The following is an 18,423-nucleotide window of genomic DNA, read 5'->3' on the forward strand; positions in this document are numbered from 1 at the left end:
TTAATTCAAGACCAGCCATATCTCATGGCATGAGCATTAAAAACAGTACAGGAGATATATTTTAAGGTCAGAGATGACCATAATAAAAGACGGGGCTTTGAACTGATTTAATTCAAACACCCCGATATTTTTAACAGCATAATTTGTTAAGCGCTTATTTTAGCACAAGCGAACGAAATTAACGATTCTGCCAAATACTTAAATCGCCTTTTCGGGTCGAAACATAAAGTTGATTCTCGATAACACGCAATGTGTTAACTTCACCACTTGTTTTTGAACGACCAATTAACTTACCTGTTGTTGGTTCAACAAGATGTAATACGCCATCTAAATCACCTACAACAAGATCTTGTCCTAACACAACTGGGTTACTTAAATGACGGTTTAACAAACTATCATTTTCCCAGATTTTTTCACCAGATGCTAAATCGTAAGCTGTTAACTTACCATCTGTTGAAGAGACAAATACTTTATTGTCATAAACTTCTGGACGTTTAGTACTGCTCGAATCTTCACTCCAAACTACACGTTGAGAAGCAAGATCTGTTACAGTCACTTGACCTTGGAAACTGGTCGTTACCATAAATTGTCCAGCTACAGTAGGATCACCATCGATATCAATTAAACGTTGAATATCAGAACGACCTTCACTCACCGCAACACGACGTTGGAAACGCGGAATACCACTAATGGTATCAATTGCATAAACATATGCATTCGCAGAAGCAATTAATACAGTACGAGGATCAAGGCTCACTGGTGATGCCTGACCACGCAAACTAAATTGGACATTCGGTAACTTATAAGCCCAAACTTGTTGGCCTGAAGTAGCATCATGCGCAAATACAGTACCATCATTCGCAATGGTAATAACACGTCCAGATTGAACCAATGACGGGCTTAACAATGCACCGGATAACTGTGCAGTCCACTTCTGCTCCCCTGTTGCCTGATCTAGTGCGAAAAGTTGACCTTTACTGTTACCAACAACAACAATTCCTTCAGCAGCTTCAACACCAGAACTCAAGCCTAATTTGCTGACTTTCTTTTCCCAAATGCGTTGTTTACCACGATATGCAGCTACTTCACCTTTTGGATCAAGAGTGAAAACCACACCATCGTTTGCATCAAGTTGCAAACGTAATGGATCAGCTTTATCAGTAGAAGAAACACTACGCGAAAACACTGGCGTTAAGGTCTTTTTCGACTCGGTCAATTTCGGTAGAGGATTTGGTTTAACTTCTTTTACTTTATTACTAGAACATCCCACCAGTACAGCCGATGCGATTGCAATTGCCAAAGGCAGTTTGAATTTCTGATTCATTAAGACTCTTCCACCTGTGTTTCCAAAATTGGGCGCTCAATCTGTGGATCTTCAACTAAAACGCCAACACTTTCGAGTTTAATTTGTAAAATTTGTCGCTCTTGTTTACGTTCTAGTAACGAATTCCAAGCTGCCTGATACGCTTTTTTAGCAGAATCAACATCTTTCTTAGCAACAAAGATATCACCACGTAACTCTTCTACCGTTGCTTTAAATGCAGGATCGACGTTACCAGACAGAGTTTTTAGTGCTTCATCATATTTGTTTTGCGCCAATTGTGCATCTGCTAAACGCACTTTTACAACCTGAATCAAACCTTCATCTTTAACTTTTGAATTTTCAACTTTCTTTAAGGCTTTTTCGGCAGCGGCATAATCTTGTTTTTCATAGGCTAATTTTGCTAATACAAACTGAGTCTGTATGGCCTGAACAGAGTCGATATCATCTTTTACAATTTTATCTGCTGATGCAGTTACTGAACTTAAAGCATTCGGATTATCGGCACTCGCATTTGCCTCATCCATTAACTGCTGTACTTTTGCAGTTTCTACCTGACTAGTTGCCAGATTCTTTTTTTGCCAGTATGTCCACCCAAAAAAGGCAATCAACGCAATGAGAATTCCGCTAATCATGGCAGAACCATATTTTTTGGCGAACGACTTTAAGCTGTCGAATTGTTCTTCATCACTTAAGCTCATGTGATTGTCCTTTTCCAGATGTTCAGTTTATTTTGTAAATTTTTGGATTAAAAATGGTACGAGGTCAGCAATTGCGACTTGTGACTGTTCAGCTGTTGCTAACTCTTTAATAGCAAACTGCTGCGCTTCCCACTCTCGTTCCCCTAAAATCAAAGCAAAGATTGCTCCAGCCTGATCAGCTTTTTTCATCTGGCTTTTCATGCTGCCTTGTGAACCTGTTTTGATTCGAATACTGCTATTTGCAGCTTCTAACTGGTCACGTAATTGTTCCGCTAAAATCAAAGCATTTGTTTGATAAGCAGGTTCTGCAACCAAAAAGACTTCACAATCACGAATAACTTCAGCTTGTTCAACTTGCTCAAGCAGAAGCAATAGACGCTCCATACCCATCGCGAAACCAACAGCCGGTACAGATTGATCTGGCTTACCTTTTAATTGACCAACTAAACCGTCGTAGCGTCCACCAGCACATACCGTACCTTGCGAACCGAGTGCTGTAGTCGTCCATTCAAAAACAGTCTTGTTGTAATAGTCCAGGCCACGTACCAACTTCTGGTTAATTACAAACTGGATGCCAGCAGCAGACAAATAATCTTGTAACTGCTTAAAATGATCCAAACTATCTTCTTTTAAGAAATCGTGCAATTTCGGCGCATTTTCCAGAATTTTCTGAGTAGATTCAATTTTAGAATCTAAAATGCGTAATGGATTTGTTGTTAAGCGACGCTGAGAATCTTCATCCAACGCATCTTTATGTTCATTTAAGAACGCAACTAAAGCATTGCGGTATTCAGCACGCTCATCAGCCTCACCTAAAGTATTCAACTCAAGCTGAACCTTATCAGCAACGCCCATACGTTTCCATAAGCGAGCTGTCAACATAATCAATTCAGCATCAATGTCAGGAGTCGCAACGCCAAAAGTTTCCACACCAAACTGGTGGAACTGACGATAACGCCCTTTTTGTGGTTTTTCATAACGGAACATAGGTCCCATATACCACACACGTGGCGTAGCGCCGCGCAACAAATTATGTTCAACCAACGCACGAACACAACCAGCTGTACCTTCCGGACGTAAAGTTAATGACTCTGGTGGGTTGCCTTTATCGAAAAAGGTATACATTTCTTTTTCAACAATATCAGTAGCATCACCAATAGTGCGTTTAAACAAGCTCGTTTGTTCAACGATTGGTAAACGAATTTGTTGATAACCATAAGCATCCATTAACGATGCTAAATGTTGCTCAAGACGTCTCCACGCTACTGTTTGCGTTGGCAAGACGTCATTAAAACCTTTGATTGCGACAATTGAACTCATGATGAACTACGAATAATTTCTTTAGATTTAGCTTCTTCAAGCTCTTGGACACGTTGACGAACCATTGTTTCGATTTCATCAACCAATTGATCGGTATCGATTAAATGGCTTTTCTCACCATTACGATAAACCAGTGAGCGAGGCGCAGCCCCAACAACTCCGATATCAGCTTCTTTTGCTTCACCCGGGCCATTTACCTTACAACCAATCACTGACACATCCATTGGAGTACGAATATCTTCTAAACGTTCTTCCAAAGCTTGCATCACTTGAATAACGTTAAATTCTTGGCGCGAACAACTCGGACAAGCAATAAAGTTAATCCCGTTAGAGCGTAGACCCAGCGATTTTAAGATATCAAAACCAATCTTGATTTCATCTTCTGGTTCGGCAGCAAGCGAAATACGCATTGTATCGCCAATGCCTTCCATCAATAATCCGCCAAGGGCAATCGCTGATTTCACAGTCCCCGTACGGTAAATACCCGCTTCGGTAACACCAAGGTGTAATGGATTATCAATTTGCTGAGAAAGCAAGCGGTAAGCATCCATGGTTAAAAACACATTTGAGGCTTTTACGCTAACTTTAAACTCATGAAAATCAAGGCGGTCTAAAATATCAATGTGACGTAAAGCTGATTCAAGAAGTGCTTGCCCAGTAGGCTCGCCATATTTTTTCTGTAAATCTTTTTCTAGAGAACCCGCATTCACACCAATACGCATTGAAATACCATGATGACGTGCCGCAGCAACGACCTCACGAACTTTCTGGTCTGACCCGATATTACCCGGATTAATACGCAAACAGTCTGCACCATAATCTGCAACTGCTAAGGCAATTCTATGGTCAAAATGAATATCGGCAACTAATGGTACTGAAACGCGCTTACGAATTGCACCAAATGCCTCAGCAGCCTCCATAGATGGGACCGAAACACGCATAATATCAGCACCTGCATCAACGCAACGCTCAATCTGAGCAACGGTTGCATCAACATCGCAAGTTTCAGTGTTTGTCATACTTTGCACACTAATAGGTGCATCGCCACCGACATACACCGACCCAACACGAATTTTGCGTGTTGGTCGACGTTTAATTGGGTTCTCTATCATTGTATCGCTCAACTCATGGTATTAGCGGGATAAACGGAATTCAGCTTTACCGTTTACCGTATATGGAGACAATGAAATCTGTTCTTGGTTTAAACTTAATGACACCGCAGTTGCATCATCAAGACGAATCTGAAATGGAGACTCGCCATTTAAGTTTAAAGTTGATGACTGACGGCCTGTCGCCAAAACTTTACCTGTTGCATCAACAATATGAACAGACGTTGGACGGTTAAAGTTTAGCACCAATTGATCACCCACTGTTGAGGTGGCATTTCCTTTCATAGGTAAAACTTCAACACTAGATTGATTTACTTTAGGTAAATCAGCATCTTCTTTCTTAGAAGTCCATTTTTGAATACCCATGACAATCAATGACACAACAGCAATAACCACGATTGCAAGAAGTGCTCGCTTCAACCATTTCTTATTACGGTCACTATTAGAACCAGGGAGTTTACCCATGATTTTAATCGGTGAGTTGTTTAAGGCATGGTTTGGTAAAAGCCCGGTATCATTTGCATAAATTTCATCAAAGCGCTGAATAATTGCCGTCGCATCTGTATTTAAATATTTTGCATATGAACGGTAATAACCCTTAATAAAAGTCGCTTCTGGCAATGACTTGTAATCATCTTGCTCTAAAGCAGTTAGAGTCTTAACCGGCATGTTTAAATCTGAAGAAACTTGCCCTAACTCTTTATTCTGAGCAACTCGAATTTGACGTAAATACTCACCAGGACGTTGAATATTTCCTAAAGCAGAAGTCGGTAAGCTTGAGCCAGTTGGCTGCTGTGAATTAGGATTTATTTCCATACGGCCTCAGTACTATACTGTAATTGCAAATAACGTTGATATTCTGGACTTTCCGGGAATAAAGCACGTAACTGGTTTACTAACACTTGCATTCCCATTTTATCCGCATTGGCTCGAGCCACTCTTACACCAATCCAAAGTGCTCTTGCACCCTGATTTTTCTGCCCCACTGTATGAACGTATTGTTCATACATTTGTGTAGCAGCCGGAATCTGCTGCTGCAAATAAAAAATTTCCGCTAACTCTAACATTGAAATATAAGAGTCGCGGTTAGCAAGGAGTGCTTGTTTGAATGTTTTTTCAGCATTCGCAACATCACCCAATTTTAAATAAATACGCCCTAGATTTTCTAACGCCTGATAGCGTTGGTCATAACCTAATGTTGTACCAGCAATACGAAATTGCTCGATCGCATCATTATAGCGTTCCATTTGATACAAGTACGTACCATAGTTATTATGTGCTTGAGCATTATCTGGTTCAGATGAAATTGCTCGTTTAAAGTAATGTTCTGCTTTTTCTAAGTTCGGCTTACTACCTTCTTGCTGTAGTAAAATACCCATCATCATATTTGCCGTTGCATCGCGGCTATCTACACTTAAAGCTTGATCAAGAGCTCGCTTTGCCGAATCCAAGTCACCCGAACGGATATGTTCAGCAGCAAGTTGTGTACGCACTTTTACCGCTTTTTCTGGGTCTTTCTTTTGCACATGCGTTGTCTGGCAACCACTTACCATAAATGCAACTGCAACCCCCATACATAATACCGTTTTTAACTTTGGAGTACTCAAAGCCTGCCCTCAATTTTATCCCTGTGTACGCAAAATCTCTTGACGCTGTGTGACTTTCTTCTGCCACTGTTCAGCACGACGAGTTCTATCGGCCACTTGACCAACTAACTGTCCACATGCAGCATCAATATCATCACCACGTGTTTGACGAATCGTACACACAAATCCAGCATCAGACAAAGTTTTTTGGAACGAGATAATTCTATTTCGGCTTGAGCGACCATATGGTGCATGCGGGAACGGGTTAAATGGAATTAAATTAATTTTACTTGGTAGGTTTTTTAATAATTTAATCATTTGCTGTGCATGTTCAGGCTGATCATTTACACCCTCTAACATCACATATTCAATAGTCACATGTTTACGCGTACTTTCATTACCATCTTTGGCAATATAACGCTGACATGCTGCAATCAACTGAGCCAATGGATATTTTTTATTAATTGGCACTAATTCATTACGTAATTCATCGTTTGGTGCATGTAAAGAAATTGCTAAAGCAACATCAATGTCTTTTGCAAGTTGATCAATTTTAGGTACAACACCTGATGTAGATAAAGTCACACGACGCTTAGACATGCCATAAGCAAAGTCATCAAGCATAATCTGCATTGAGCTTAATACGGCATCATAGTTGAGCAATGGTTCACCCATACCCATCATCACAACATTGGTCACTGAACGCTCGCGCTCAGCAACAGGCACTTCTTCCATATAAGAATAGTTTGCCATCCAAAGCTGTCCAATGATTTCATCTGGCGTTAAATCACGTTGAAAACCTTGTTTGCCTGTTGAACAAAATGAGCAGTCTAATGCACAACCGACTTGTGACGAAATACACAAAGTCTTGCGCAAGCCTGTTTTATCTTCGGCAGGAATTAATACAGTTTCAACTAAAGAACCTGCACCATCACCCACACGAAAAACCCACTTACGTGTACCATCTTTTGAATAGTGACGGTGAACCACTTCAGGAGCTTTGATTTCACAAATCTGTTCAAGCTTCGCACGCAATTTCCCTGAAATATTGGTCATTTCAGCAAAATCAGTAATGAAGTATTGATGTATCCATTTCATGACCTGACCGGCACGAAACTTTTTCTCGCCAATATCTTCAAAGAATTTTTCTAATTCAGTACGAGACATGCCGAGTAAATTCACTTTATTTTCGGCAGCAGGAATTACCAGCGTGGACGAAGATTGCTGCTGTCCATCAAGATTTTCAGATGAAACGACCTCTGCAGAACTCATGTGTATTTACCTAAACCATGTCAAAAAACTGAAGATATTGTTCAAGAATCAAACAATATTCTCTTGAGAGAATAAAAAAACCAGATAAGTAGTATACCACTTATCTGGTTTGAATGCTTTCGATTAACGAGTGCGTGGGCAGATCTCGTTGTCAGCAAAGAAGTAAGCAATTTCACGCTCTGCAGAAGCAACTGAGTCAGAACCATGAGCAGCATTTTCGTCGATGCTTACAGCAAAGTCAGCACGGATAGTGCCAGGAGCAGCTTCTTTAGGGTTTGTAGCGCCTAAGATTTCACGGTGTGCAAGAACTGCATTTTCGCCTTCAAGAACAGATACTACAACTGGACCAGAAGTCATGAATGCAACTAAGTCACCAAAGAAACCACGTTCTTTATGCTCAGCATAGAAACCTTCAGCATCAGCTTGAGAAAGGTGTTTCATTTTAGTCGCAACAATTTTTAAACCCGCTTTTTCAAAACGAGCAAAAATATCACCGATGTGGTTTTTAGACACTGCATCAGGTTTTACGATAGACAAAGTACGTTCAATAGCCATGAGTGGCTCCTTTATTTTAAAATTTAAACATTGAAAAATTTGCCGCATTATACCGATGTCATAGGCAATAATCAGCTTTGAATGTGTAAAAGTTGCGATTTTTTCTACTGTTTTTAGCGAACTTCGTCTATCCAGGCCATTTGAATCCCTTCTAGCAATCCTTCTGTCGATTTATTTGGGTCATCATTGAAGTCTGGTAATGCGCACACCCATGCATGTAAATCGGTAAAACGAATCCATTGCGGATCAACTTCTGGATGTGCTTCTGACAATTCAATGGCAATATCAATCGTATCTGTCCAACGTAAGCCCATAGCGGCTCCTATCTGTTTAATCTGCTAAATCACGAACTGTGTACTTTAGCAAATCCACAAACCTAATCGATAGCTTAAGCTGATAAAAATTACCGATACTTATAAAGCGATATTCAATAGTGGAGCCATAAAGATAATCATACCCGCGACCGCCGCGCCAATAAGCGCACCGACAATCACATCACTTGGATAATGAAGACCAAGGACCATACGAGACAATGCTACAAGCACCATGAAAGGAAACATCGCCGCAAGCAAAGCGGGCTGGATATAACCCAACACAATTGTCACCATCACTGCATGAAGTGTATGACCCGATGGAAAGCTAAAATGATCAAGTGGTCTCTCACCGAGCACAATCACCTGATGCACTTGATAAGGACGAGGTCGTGTTGTCTTATGTTTTAAAAATTTATAGATTGCCGTGCCAATAGAACCACCTAATAACAAGTAGATGATTTGCAAGCTATAGGTGATGCCTTGCATGCCCCACACGATTGCCAGCATTAGATACCAAAATGGACCGTCACCCACACGACTGATAATTTTGAAGAAAAGGGCAACGCGCTGTGAGTGAGAGAAATTGTTAAGATATAAACAGCCTCTTAAATCTAAATCGAGTATTTTTATTTTTGCATTCTTAAATTTCATGGTCATTCTCCTATTTTAGGATACTTAGGTGAAGTCCACCGAGGGCTCCTTCACTACCTGATAAAATGCCTGCTCCAATTGCTGAACCGGAAGTTGCCAACCGCTTTGCTGTACTTTATGACAGGCTTGTACGCCCATTTCTCTAAGTTGTTGTACTGAAGGAAGCTGATAAATTTGTTGTATAAAGTGGCTTTTTTGTCCAAGTGGGCTTAACCAGCCATTCACACCATGGGTTAAATATTGATGTGCACATGCATAATCATACGCGATAACTGGCAAACCGCTTGCCATTGCCTCTAAAACTACGTTACCAAACGTTTCAACTTGACTCGCAAATACGAATACATCGGCACTCGCATATACAGCAGCCAAATCTTGACCTCTCAGACTTCCGGTAAAGATAACACCCTTCGCTTCAGGTAGTGACTTTAAACGAGCAAAATCTGGGCCATCTCCCACAATAACTAATTTCGTTTTCTGGGGCTGAACAGTTTGTAAGTTGGCATAACTTTCAATGAGCACTTGCACTTCTTTTTCAGGAGACAAACGCCCCACATAAAGCATAACGCGAGTATTCTCATCGGCATCCCATTGCTTTCGTAAATTTTCAGAGCGGTGCTTTGGTGAAAATCTTGTTGTGTCTACGCCACGCCCAACGACAACCAGCGGGCAAGTAATGCCAAAACCGCGTAATGCTTCTTGTGTATCTTTACTTGGCACACAAGTCACTTGAGTATTGTTGTGAAACCAGCATAGGTATTTTTGAATCGGTTTAACCAAAAAAGCCAAATCGAAGAATCGACTAAAATCTTGAAATGGCGAATGAAAGCCGCTAGAAACTGGAATAGCTTTTGCCTTAGCAGCTTGCATGGCAGTTAAACCTAACGGTCCTTCAGTCACGATGTGCACGACATCGGGCACAAACTTTTCAAAAGCTTTCGATACTTTTAAATATTGTGGCCAACCAAATTGTAAAGTTGGATATTTTGGAATCGCCTGCGACATCACCAGACATTCTTGCTCTGGCGTAAAGTCATGGCATTTTGCCTTTTGCTCTGGACGAATCAGTAAAATCTTATGCCCCTGTTTTTGTAGACCTTGGCATAGTTGTAATAATGAAAGTGCCACACCATTAATTTCAGGTGGCCAAGTTTCCGTCACAATCGCAATTTTTAAACGTGGGCGCACCAAATCATGCAATGAATGCGTATTAGATAGCTGCTGCTTTTGTTTAAAAAAGAATTGGAAGCTTTCAGGAAGTTGCTGTTGTTTTAATAGTGCTGTCGCGTATGAGCTTTGCATAGCGCCATCCATCAATGTATTTATTTTCATGCTTAAAGATTAAGCAGTTTTTTTGACATTTTGATGATAAATGCGTGACAGTTTACTGACATGAAAAATAAAAAAAGCACACTGATAACAGCATGCTTTTCTCTTAAGACCTAGTAATACTTAGCGATTTTGCAATTTTGCATAGTCCATGAGTACATTTGCAGCTTCAGTCACAAAAGTTTCTTCCTCTGGTAATGCAGGGCGTTGAGATGCTTTCATTTTAGCGCGAGATTCAGCTAGAGCATCTAATGAAGCTTGATAGCTTTCCCAGTTTGCAAAAGGCTTTTGACCAGTTGCAGCACGGCGTTCATTTTCTGCATCTAAAGTTTGTTTCTCTAAACCAAGTAATTCAGCACGGCGTTTATCAATATCAAGCACCACTTGTTTCTGATCACTCGTAACTTTGGCAATCGCCGTACGTTTATTTAGATATTTAAACTGGGCATCATTAGCAACACGTTGTTCAGAGAATTGAGACAACTTTGCCACATAAGGTTGAACAGAGCCTTCACGTTTAAATGGTGCTGTAGGAATTGTGTCCCACTTCAACGCATTCTTCGATTTACGCTCACCAAACTCTTCGTTATAGATATCGACGAGTTTAATGTCTGGCACTACACCTTTATTTTGTGTACTACCACCTGTAATACGGTAGAACTTACGCTGAGTTAAAGTCGCTTGACCGTATGCCAGAGTATCAAGTTGCACCTGAGCTGTACCCTTACCAGTCGTTGTGCTACCAATAATAATACCGCGCTCATAGTCTTGGATTGCAGCAGAGTAAATCTCACTTGCAGATGCAGATGCCAAGTTCACCATTACAGCAAGAGGCCCTGTGTAAACTTGCTGACCACCGTCGTTGTCTTCAAAAACACTTACGTTGCCATTGCCATCACGAATTTGAACCACTGGACCTGACTTAATCACTTGACCCAGCATACGTGCAACTTCTTCTAATGAACCACCTGGATCATTACGCAAGTCGATAATAATACCTTCTACTTTTTTCGCTTTTAACGCTTCAAAAGCATTTGCTGTATCTTCAGAAACTGAACGATATTGTTGACCCGCACGACGTGAACGATAGTCAAAATAGAATGAGGGAATTTCAATTACGCCCAACACATGCTTTTTACCATCACGTGTCACTTCAACTGTACGCGAACGAACACCAGCATCTTCTTCTTGAATCACATCACGCACTAAGGTCACATTACGTGCTTGACTCATTGATGCGCCAGCACCAAGAAGTTTTAACGTGACTTTAGTTCCACGCTTACCACGAATGAGTCCAACAATTTCAGAACTTGTCCAACCAACCACATCAATCATTTTCTCGCCTTCTTGGGCGACACCAACGATTCGGTCTCCTGATTTCACTTGGCCAGACTTACTTGCAGGACCACCTTCTACAATGGTTTCAATCTTGGTGTAATCTTCATTGCCGCGCTCTGGACGAATCGACACACCAATACCTTCTAGTTGCAAGGTCGTTTGGCGATTCAGTTCTATCGCATCGATTGGTGGGTAATAGTTACTGTGTGGATCATAAGTCGCCAACATGGCGTTCAATGTTTTGTCCAACACATCATCGCTTTTCACACGACTAATTCTTTCAAGCTGACGCGTATAACGTTTAGTTAAAGTCTGAGCTGGTGTTAAATCTTCTGGGCCAGTTAAATCTTGACCATCAGCAAGTGATGGATTTTCTTTAAGCGCTTTTTGTTTCGCCTGTTCTTCTTCACGGCTAATCGTTAAGTTGATTAACTGCGAAACCAACATTTTACGCCAGTGATTTTGTTGCTCAGCCGATGTTTTAAAATACGGCGCTTTTTCGCGATCTACTTCAATATAGCTATTTGGCTGTTTTAAATTTTGCTGCTGTTTCAGCTCGGCTAACATGAACTCATAAAATTGTTTTAAGCGTTCACGATATTGCTGATGAATTGCAAACGGTCCAGTCAAATTCCCCGCTTTTAAAGAAGCACCAAAATTTGAACCATATAGTTTTTTATAATTTTGAACTTCAGCGTCTAAAAATAGAGAGTGATCCGGATCAAGACTATCTAAATACATATCGAGAATACGATTTGATGTCGTCGCATCCAGACGCATATTTAAATAATGTTGGCGATCAACTAAAGTTGCCAGTTGGCGAGCCACCAAAGCCTGTTCTTGCGTTGGCTGGATCGATTGAGAAACCACAGCAGTATTGGTTGCTGCTCTCGCTTCATTCATCGTATGAGTGAAGAATAAACCGCCAGTCGCGATCGCTACTGCACAAGCTATAGTTTGAAGTTTCATAAATTTTTAATACTTCCTTGGGTGTTCCTATCTTACACGCTCTGTTTTCGATATGAACTAAGCAGATTCAAAATCTTAACCAACTAAATTGTTTATACCGTGTAGTTTTATCATATTCTGTACTGACAAAATGTAGCAAAACATTGCAAAATTCGCTTATTGTTTTTCAATCAAAATTCAAATGGAACCAATATGATTGGCGCATTGATGCTGGACATCGCCGGCACAGAACTTACTCAAGAAGATATTGAACTATTACGCGCTCCGCAAGTCGGTGGCATGATTTTATTTGCACGAAATATTGAATCTCCACAACAAGTCCGTGCCTTAACGGACCATATGCGTCAAATTCGTCCAGATATTTTAATTGCTGTTGACCAAGAAGGTGGTCGAGTTCAGCGCCTAAGATCAGGTTTTACCTTATTACCGGCCATGGGTCGTTTCGGTGAACTCTATATTACTCAACCTCAAAAAGCACTTGAACTAGCTGAACAGTGCGGTTGGTTAATGGCAACCGAAGTCCTTGCTGTAGGTATCGATTTTAGTTTTGCACCCGTTTTAGACCTTAATGCAATTAGTGACGTGATTGGCGACCGTGGTTTCTCTAAAAATATTGAGGATATCGCACCACTTGCTGGCGCATTTATGCAAGGCATGAAAAAAGCTGGAATGGCTAACACGGGCAAACATTTCCCGGGTCACGGCTCAGTGAAAGCCGACTCTCATGTCGCAGCTGCAATCGATAGCCGTAGCTATGACGAAATTTACAACCATGACATGCAAAGCTTCATTAAGCTTATGCCTCAGCTTGATGCACTCATGCCTGCACATGTGATTTATGATCAAATCGATCCAAATCCAGCAGGTTTTTCACCGTTCTGGATTCAAGAAATTCTACGCAACCGTTTGAAGTTTGATGGTGTACTTTTCTCTGATGACTTAAGCATGCAAGCCGCATGTGTAGCAGGTGGCGCAGATGCACGTATTCAAGCTGCTTTAACTGCTGGTTGTGATATGGGACTTGTGTGTAACGACCGTAGTGCGGCATGTACAGCACTTGAAGGTATTGCAAACCTAGAGCTACCAAATCAAGAACGCCTTGAACGCATGCGTGGTCAAATTCCACAAATTCAGATTGGTGAAACCTTATCGCTTGGCGACGAGTGGCAAGCTGTCAAAACAGCCATTGAAGAGTTTAAAAATTCGATTTAAGTTAGTAAAAATTTTAATTGGCTACAAAAACCTATTCACTATCTGATACGCGGTTAAGTCATACGCAACCTGAGCAATGCAAAAGCGTTAGCGCTTTCGCATTGCGCAAGACAAACGAAGTGCGTAGTATTTTACTCAAGCATAGCTTTCGTTTTACGGTACGGCAAAGATAATTAATCTTTGCTATTCGCACCTCAGGTTTTGGTTACTTTTCCCAAAAGAAAAGTAACTCTAACTGAAAGTTCATCCCAGAATGCGAACCTAATTGACAGGACTCCGTCATGCAGGTTCATTCAACATCAATACATTAAACCCTCTTCATTGTTACAAATAATGAAGATCACAGAAAAACAATAAATCGAGCTCAGGACGAATGACACAACAACTTTCAAAACACCGCCACATCTCTTTTACAGCCCATTACACAGGCTATATCTGGTATCAAATGGGGATCTCTCATGAAGCACTTGCTACAACTAAAGGTAAATCACTGGCATATTTAGTTCACCCAATAGAATCTTGGGCTGAGAAATATGTAGGCGGTAGCATGCGCACGACGCTCAAACAACGCCACACCATGCTTGATCATCACTTAGAACAACTCATTCAAGAAAGTCCTGATTTACAAGTTCTAGAAATAGCATGTGGCCTGTCTCCACGTGGCTGGTGGTTTAGACAGCATTACCCTTCGATTACCTATCGGGAGCTTGATTTACCCGATATGGCACAAACCAAACAAAATGCGTTACAACAAATTGAAAAAAATGCACCTGAAGTTTTATCAGTTGATTTATTTACCGAAGCTTTTGCACAAGCATTTGAAGTATTTGACCCGAACCGCCCATTGGTTGTGATTAGTGAAGGTTTAATTAATTATTTTGATAAAAATTTATTAAAACAGCTGATTCAATCAATTGCTCACTATGGCACTTCTTTTAAAAAGTTCCATTATTTAACGGACCTCTACCCTGAACCAGTAAAAAACAAACTTGCCAGTATTATCTGGAATAGCAGTAAATTATTGAAATTAATGTCTCGAAGCTCGTTTAGTTTTCACTTCAAAAATCCCAAAGAAGTTGAAGACTTTTTTAAAGATACAGAGTTCGATCAAGTTAGCGTGGAACAACCACAAATATTCTTTGGACCAGTTTCTAAAGAAAGAGGTGAAGAACATTTAGGCGACTTAGTTTGGACCATTCACGCCCAAACAAAATAACTCATATGAAAAATGGAAGCTCGAAATAAACGAGCTTCCATCTATAACTATATTATTAAACTGCTTGTTTTTGACGAGCAATAAAACGGCTTAAACGATCAGCAAGTTCGAAACTACCATGTTTAAATAAAGCTCGAATACCCTGCTCTGTACTTTCAAAAATTAAGCACTCAATTGCAAAGCTACCTTCTTCATCCTCTAAATGTAGTGCTAAATCACGTGGATGATCATTCACAAAATCAAGCTGCAAAATATCATCCATTTTTAAATACATACCGAAGAAAGTGACATCAACAATCGTTACAGGTACCTCTACATCAGACTCTCGGTGAGTAAGTTGGGTTTTTGGCTGCAAAACCCGAACTCGCTCTTCCCCACGGCGCTCCATCTTTTGCATTTGTTCACGTGTCATAGGAATAATGCCATCCAAATTTTGGATAGATTCACCTTTTAAAAATGAAGTGAACAAACTCATGGTTTCTTTACGACGCTGGAGCTGTGGCACATGGTCCGCGTTAGCAATAAGTGCAAATTCCATATCTGGGCATTGCAAAGCAAAATTCGCATTTTCATGAGGCAGAGTAAAACTATCGTACTGCCCTGCTGCAACCAGCGTTTTACACTCTGGAATGGGTACATCAGTTAACCGCAAAAGACGATTACAGTTAATTTCATAACGTTCTCGCTCTGTACCCGTAAACTCAGCCATTTGCCTAAAAAATAATTTTTTGGCTGTTGGTGACATGCGGGTTTTATCTAATTTTGCATGATTAACTAAATATAAAATTACAGCTTGCCCAAACTCTTCCATGCGGTTTTCTTGCATGAGCTTGAGCGACTCTTCCAAAATCATTCGCCAACTTTTTCGGGTCTTTTGCATAACCCCCATCAAAATCATGCGATCCATTAACTCGGGACGGTGATAAGCAAAGCAAGAAGCAATCACTGACCCCAAAGACATTCCCATCACAGAAACTTTTTGTAGTCCCACAATATCTAACCAGCGACCCAACATTTTAGACAAATCAGGTAGCTCTAAAGTACCCGCTGATACTCCTGTGTCCCGATTGGTAATTTGCTGATTTGCGCCCATAGAAGGTAAATCAATTAATATGACCGGACCGCTTTCAAACAATTGCTCAACACAATATTTATAAGAATTAAAATTCTGGAAAGCTCCGCCCACAATCACAATTGGCGTATTGTGAATCGTTTTTGGGTCGGCAATTGCCATATATTCAATTTTCCAGCCGTCAATCCATGTGGTACGAGCAGGTTGTTTAAAACTATCTCTATGGTAGATATCGAAAAAGCCAAAACCGGCATAAGCTTGGTTGATCTCCGAATCCATTTGAATAATGGAATTCATATCCTTGCTTCCTCCTTGCTGTAATTTTTTTATGCTGCAAGAGTTCCTTCTTGAACACGTAATCTTTTATGCACAAAACTTTAAAATTTGTATTAGTTTGTATTGCACAATAACATTCTAAACAATTGTGTGAAATATACGCAATCGCTCAAATGACCGCTCATCTTGTTTAAGTCGCTAATAGTTTGCAAAATATTTAAATGTTTTTTTATGGCGGTCACATTTTTCAAAAAAAGCCATTCATTGTTCCGCATTTGACTGCTACTATCTTACTCATTGGTAAATGATTAAAAAATGCTATGCAAGATTCAATTGAACAATATATGCAAACAGTTGGGCAACAAGCACGTCAGGCCTCTCGTGTCCTTACAAGTGCTTCTACCTCACTAAAAAACCATGCACTCTCTGCTATTTATACTGCTTTAGAAAATAATCAGGCAGCAATTTTGGCAGCGAATCAAATCGACATGGATAAAGGTCGTAGCAATCAGCTCGACAGCGCATTGCTTGATCGTCTTGAACTTACGCCCGCACGTTTTAAAGGAATGTTGCAAGGTCTAAAAGATGTGATTGCTCTTGTCGATCCAATTGGGGAAATTACTGATCTTGCATATCGCCCCACAGGCATTCAAATTGGAAAAATGCGTGTGCCTTTAGGTGTTGTTGGGATGATTTACGAATCACGTCCAAACGTAACCCTTGAAGCTGCATCTTTAGCGATTAAATCGGGCAACGCCATTATTTTACGTGGTGGTTCAGAAGCACTCGAGTCAAATAAAGCAATTGCTGAAGCGATTAAGCATGGCTTAAAAGTTGCTGGCTTACCTGAAAATTCAGTTCAAGTAATTAACACTTCTGACCGCGCGGCAGTTGGTCATCTCATTACCATGGCGGAATATGTAGATGTAATCGTTCCACGTGGTGGCAAAAGCTTAATTGAACGTGTCACCAACGAAGCGCGTATTCCGGTGATTAAGCATCTTGATGGTAACTGCCATGTATTCGTTGAAGCACAGGCAGACTTGCAAAAAGCATTACCGATTACATTAAATGCCAAAACACATCGTTATGGCGTTTGTAATGCGATGGAAACTCTGCTTGTTGATGAAAAAATTGCAGAAGTTTTCCTACCACGCATTGCTGAACTATATGCTGAAAAACAAGTTGAGCTTCGCGGCTGTCCAGAAACACGTCGTATTTTGGGTACTTCTGTAAAACCTGCAACAGAAGAAGACTGGTATACCGAATATTTAGGGCCAATTCTTGCAGTTAAAGTAGTGAGTGGCATTGATGAAGCAATTGACCATATCAACAAATATGGTTCACATCACACCGATGCAATCGTGACTGAAAACTACACTCTGGCTCGTCAGTTCTTGGCTCGCGTAGATTCAAGCTCAGTTGTAATCAATGCATCAACTCGTTTTGCTGATGGTTTTGAATATGGCTTAGGCGCAGAAATTGGTATCTCAACAGATAAAATTCATGCACGTGGTCCAGTTGGTTTAGAAGGCTTAACTTCTCAAAAATGGATTGTGTTAGGTGATGGTCAAATTCGCCAATAACCGATTTAACAATTCAAAAAAACGCCTGATCAATATCAGGCGTTTTTTATCATTTAAACTTTTCTATGATTATTCTTGGCAGACATCACTAACTACACCAAGTTGCTGCATGACTTGCGCCACAATCTGTTCAGGTGTCAAAGCAATATCAATCGTTATTGCTTCATGAAGATCTGGTTCTTCTAATGTATCAAGCTGAGTTTGTAGCAATGATGGGTCAAAGAAATGGCCTGATCTTGCTGCAAGTCTTTCCTGTAATAACTCATAAGAGCCTTTGAGGTAGACGAACTTAACATTCTGATCTTGCCCTCTTAAAATATCGCGATACATACGTTTTAAAGATGAACATGTAAATACAGCTGTTTCACCATCTCTTTGTTTGGTTTCAATCACCTGACGAATGGCCTGCAACCATGGCAGACGATCATCATCAGTTAAAGGAATCCCTTGGCTCATCTTACTTTTATTTGCAGCCGAATGAAGCGTATCACCGTCGAGAAACTCACAAGCCAAACGCTCTGATAACAACTCACCAATGAGGGTTTTACCTGTTCCACAGACACCCATTGCAATCACAATCATGGATTACTCACCTT

At 40.5% G+C, this 18,423-nt stretch carries 17 protein-coding genes; 3 read left to right on the forward strand and 14 right to left on the reverse strand.

Translation table 11 applies throughout. From position 1 onward, the window contains the following. Positions 1-178: 178 nt before the first annotated feature. The 12 genes from bamB to MJX77_RS02845 form a co-directional block, all read right to left on the reverse strand. Positions 179-1,324 (reverse strand): outer membrane protein assembly factor BamB, encoded by a 1,146-nt coding sequence (bamB, locus tag MJX77_RS02790; RefSeq protein WP_049837905.1) that lies wholly within the window; start codon positions 1,322-1,324, stop codon positions 179-181. After that, the gene (locus MJX77_RS02795) at positions 1,324-2,022 is read right to left on the reverse strand and encodes a YfgM family protein (protein WP_252060511.1); all 699 of its coding nucleotides are present in this window, start codon (positions 2,020-2,022) and stop codon (positions 1,324-1,326) included. The genes bamB and MJX77_RS02795 overlap by 1 nt, the downstream gene beginning before the upstream one ends. Positions 2,023-2,049: 27 nt before the next feature. Next, on the reverse strand, positions 2,050-3,342 hold the full coding sequence (gene hisS, locus MJX77_RS02800) for a histidine--tRNA ligase (protein WP_199987235.1): 1,293 nt from the start codon (positions 3,340-3,342) through the stop codon (positions 2,050-2,052). Beyond that, on the reverse strand, positions 3,339-4,454 hold the full coding sequence (gene ispG, locus MJX77_RS02805; protein WP_004698760.1) for a flavodoxin-dependent (E)-4-hydroxy-3-methylbut-2-enyl-diphosphate synthase: 1,116 nt from the start codon (positions 4,452-4,454) through the stop codon (positions 3,339-3,341). The genes hisS and ispG overlap by 4 nt, the downstream gene beginning before the upstream one ends. 21 nt (positions 4,455-4,475) lie before the next feature. Further along, positions 4,476-5,267 carry a helix-turn-helix domain-containing protein gene (locus tag MJX77_RS02810; protein WP_005302244.1) on the reverse strand — a complete coding sequence of 264 codons (792 nt, stop codon included), beginning with the start codon at positions 5,265-5,267 and terminating at the stop codon, positions 4,476-4,478. Next, a complete protein-coding gene (gene pilW, locus MJX77_RS02815; protein ID WP_252060512.1) occupies positions 5,258-6,058 on the reverse strand; it encodes a type IV pilus biogenesis/stability protein PilW in 801 nt (266 codons plus the stop codon). Before pilW ends, MJX77_RS02810 begins: the two co-directional genes overlap by 10 nt. Positions 6,059-6,073: 15 nt before the next feature. Continuing rightward, positions 6,074-7,309, reverse strand: a complete 1,236-nt coding sequence (gene rlmN / locus MJX77_RS02820) for a dual-specificity RNA methyltransferase RlmN (protein WP_004794719.1) — start codon at positions 7,307-7,309, stop codon at positions 6,074-6,076. Positions 7,310-7,432: 123 nt separating this feature from the next. Continuing rightward, on the reverse strand, positions 7,433-7,864 hold the full coding sequence (gene ndk / locus MJX77_RS02825; RefSeq protein WP_003654870.1) for a nucleoside-diphosphate kinase: 432 nt from the start codon (positions 7,862-7,864) through the stop codon (positions 7,433-7,435). A gap of 113 nt (positions 7,865-7,977) precedes the next feature. Then, entirely contained in the window at positions 7,978-8,178 is a 201-nt protein-coding gene (gene iscX / locus MJX77_RS02830; RefSeq protein WP_003654869.1) for a Fe-S cluster assembly protein IscX, read from the reverse strand. Between the two features lie 99 nt (positions 8,179-8,277). Continuing rightward, on the reverse strand, positions 8,278-8,829 hold the full coding sequence (locus MJX77_RS02835) for a phosphatase PAP2 family protein (RefSeq protein ID WP_013198979.1): 552 nt from the start codon (positions 8,827-8,829) through the stop codon (positions 8,278-8,280). 24 nt (positions 8,830-8,853) lie between these two features. Continuing rightward, entirely contained in the window at positions 8,854-10,143 is a 1,290-nt protein-coding gene (locus MJX77_RS02840; RefSeq protein ID WP_252061305.1) for a glycosyltransferase family 4 protein, read from the reverse strand. 138 nt (positions 10,144-10,281) lie between these two features. Further along, positions 10,282-12,465 carry a carboxy terminal-processing peptidase gene (locus MJX77_RS02845; protein ID WP_004794726.1) on the reverse strand — a complete coding sequence of 728 codons (2,184 nt, stop codon included), beginning with the start codon at positions 12,463-12,465 and terminating at the stop codon, positions 10,282-10,284. Between the two features lie 192 nt (positions 12,466-12,657). Here MJX77_RS02845 and nagZ point away from each other — a divergent pair, with 192 nt between their 5' ends. Together nagZ and MJX77_RS02855 are read left to right on the forward strand one after the other, a co-directional pair. After that, positions 12,658-13,677, forward strand: a complete 1,020-nt coding sequence (nagZ, locus tag MJX77_RS02850) for a beta-N-acetylhexosaminidase (protein WP_252060513.1) — start codon at positions 12,658-12,660, stop codon at positions 13,675-13,677. Between the two features lie 373 nt (positions 13,678-14,050). Beyond that, the gene (locus tag MJX77_RS02855) at positions 14,051-14,893 is read left to right on the forward strand and encodes a class I SAM-dependent methyltransferase (RefSeq protein ID WP_252060514.1); all 843 of its coding nucleotides are present in this window, start codon (positions 14,051-14,053) and stop codon (positions 14,891-14,893) included. A 55-nt stretch (positions 14,894-14,948) separates the two neighbouring features. On the opposite strand, the gene MJX77_RS02860 is transcribed toward MJX77_RS02855, so the two are convergent. Continuing rightward, entirely contained in the window at positions 14,949-16,262 is a 1,314-nt protein-coding gene (locus MJX77_RS02860) for an alpha/beta fold hydrolase (protein WP_252060515.1), read from the reverse strand. Positions 16,263-16,561: 299 nt separating this feature from the next. Here MJX77_RS02860 and MJX77_RS02865 point away from each other — a divergent pair, with 299 nt between their 5' ends. After that, positions 16,562-17,827 (forward strand): glutamate-5-semialdehyde dehydrogenase, encoded by a 1,266-nt coding sequence (locus MJX77_RS02865; RefSeq protein ID WP_252060516.1) that lies wholly within the window; start codon positions 16,562-16,564, stop codon positions 17,825-17,827. A 69-nt stretch (positions 17,828-17,896) separates the two neighbouring features. On the opposite strand, the gene MJX77_RS02870 is transcribed toward MJX77_RS02865, so the two are convergent. After that, positions 17,897-18,409, reverse strand: a complete 513-nt coding sequence (locus tag MJX77_RS02870; protein ID WP_151821263.1) for a gluconokinase — start codon at positions 18,407-18,409, stop codon at positions 17,897-17,899. Between the last annotated feature and the right edge of the window lie 14 nt (positions 18,410-18,423).

Origin of the sequence: Acinetobacter sp. AHP123, from assembly GCF_023757925.1 — a bacterium.
GTDB classification, from domain to species: domain Bacteria; phylum Pseudomonadota; class Gammaproteobacteria; order Pseudomonadales; family Moraxellaceae; genus Acinetobacter; species Acinetobacter oleivorans.

Coding starts and splice junctions, on each gene's coding strand:
- nagZ (WP_252060513.1), top strand. CDS start 12,658: ATGATTGGCGCATTGATGCTGGACATCGCCGGCACAGAACTTACTCAA.
- MJX77_RS02835 (WP_013198979.1), bottom strand. CDS start 8,829: ATGAAATTTAAGAATGCAAAAATAAAAATACTCGATTTAGATTTAAGA.
- MJX77_RS02860 (WP_252060515.1), bottom strand. CDS start 16,262: ATGAATTCCATTATTCAAATGGATTCGGAGATCAACCAAGCTTATGCC.
- MJX77_RS02855 (WP_252060514.1), top strand. CDS start 14,051: ATGACACAACAACTTTCAAAACACCGCCACATCTCTTTTACAGCCCAT.
- rlmN (WP_004794719.1), bottom strand. CDS start 7,309: ATGAGTTCTGCAGAGGTCGTTTCATCTGAAAATCTTGATGGACAGCAG.
- MJX77_RS02845 (WP_004794726.1), bottom strand. CDS start 12,465: ATGAAACTTCAAACTATAGCTTGTGCAGTAGCGATCGCGACTGGCGGT.
- MJX77_RS02810 (WP_005302244.1), bottom strand. CDS start 5,267: ATGGAAATAAATCCTAATTCACAGCAGCCAACTGGCTCAAGCTTACCG.
- ispG (WP_004698760.1), bottom strand. CDS start 4,454: ATGATAGAGAACCCAATTAAACGTCGACCAACACGCAAAATTCGTGTT.
- hisS (WP_199987235.1), bottom strand. CDS start 3,342: ATGAGTTCAATTGTCGCAATCAAAGGTTTTAATGACGTCTTGCCAACG.
- MJX77_RS02840 (WP_252061305.1), bottom strand. CDS start 10,143: ATGGATGGCGCTATGCAAAGCTCATACGCGACAGCACTATTAAAACAA.
- MJX77_RS02870 (WP_151821263.1), bottom strand. CDS start 18,409: ATGATTGTGATTGCAATGGGTGTCTGTGGAACAGGTAAAACCCTCATT.
- MJX77_RS02865 (WP_252060516.1), top strand. CDS start 16,562: ATGCAAGATTCAATTGAACAATATATGCAAACAGTTGGGCAACAAGCA.
- ndk (WP_003654870.1), bottom strand. CDS start 7,864: ATGGCTATTGAACGTACTTTGTCTATCGTAAAACCTGATGCAGTGTCT.
- MJX77_RS02795 (WP_252060511.1), bottom strand. CDS start 2,022: ATGAGCTTAAGTGATGAAGAACAATTCGACAGCTTAAAGTCGTTCGCC.
- bamB (WP_049837905.1), bottom strand. CDS start 1,324: ATGAATCAGAAATTCAAACTGCCTTTGGCAATTGCAATCGCATCGGCT.
- iscX (WP_003654869.1), bottom strand. CDS start 8,178: ATGGGCTTACGTTGGACAGATACGATTGATATTGCCATTGAATTGTCA.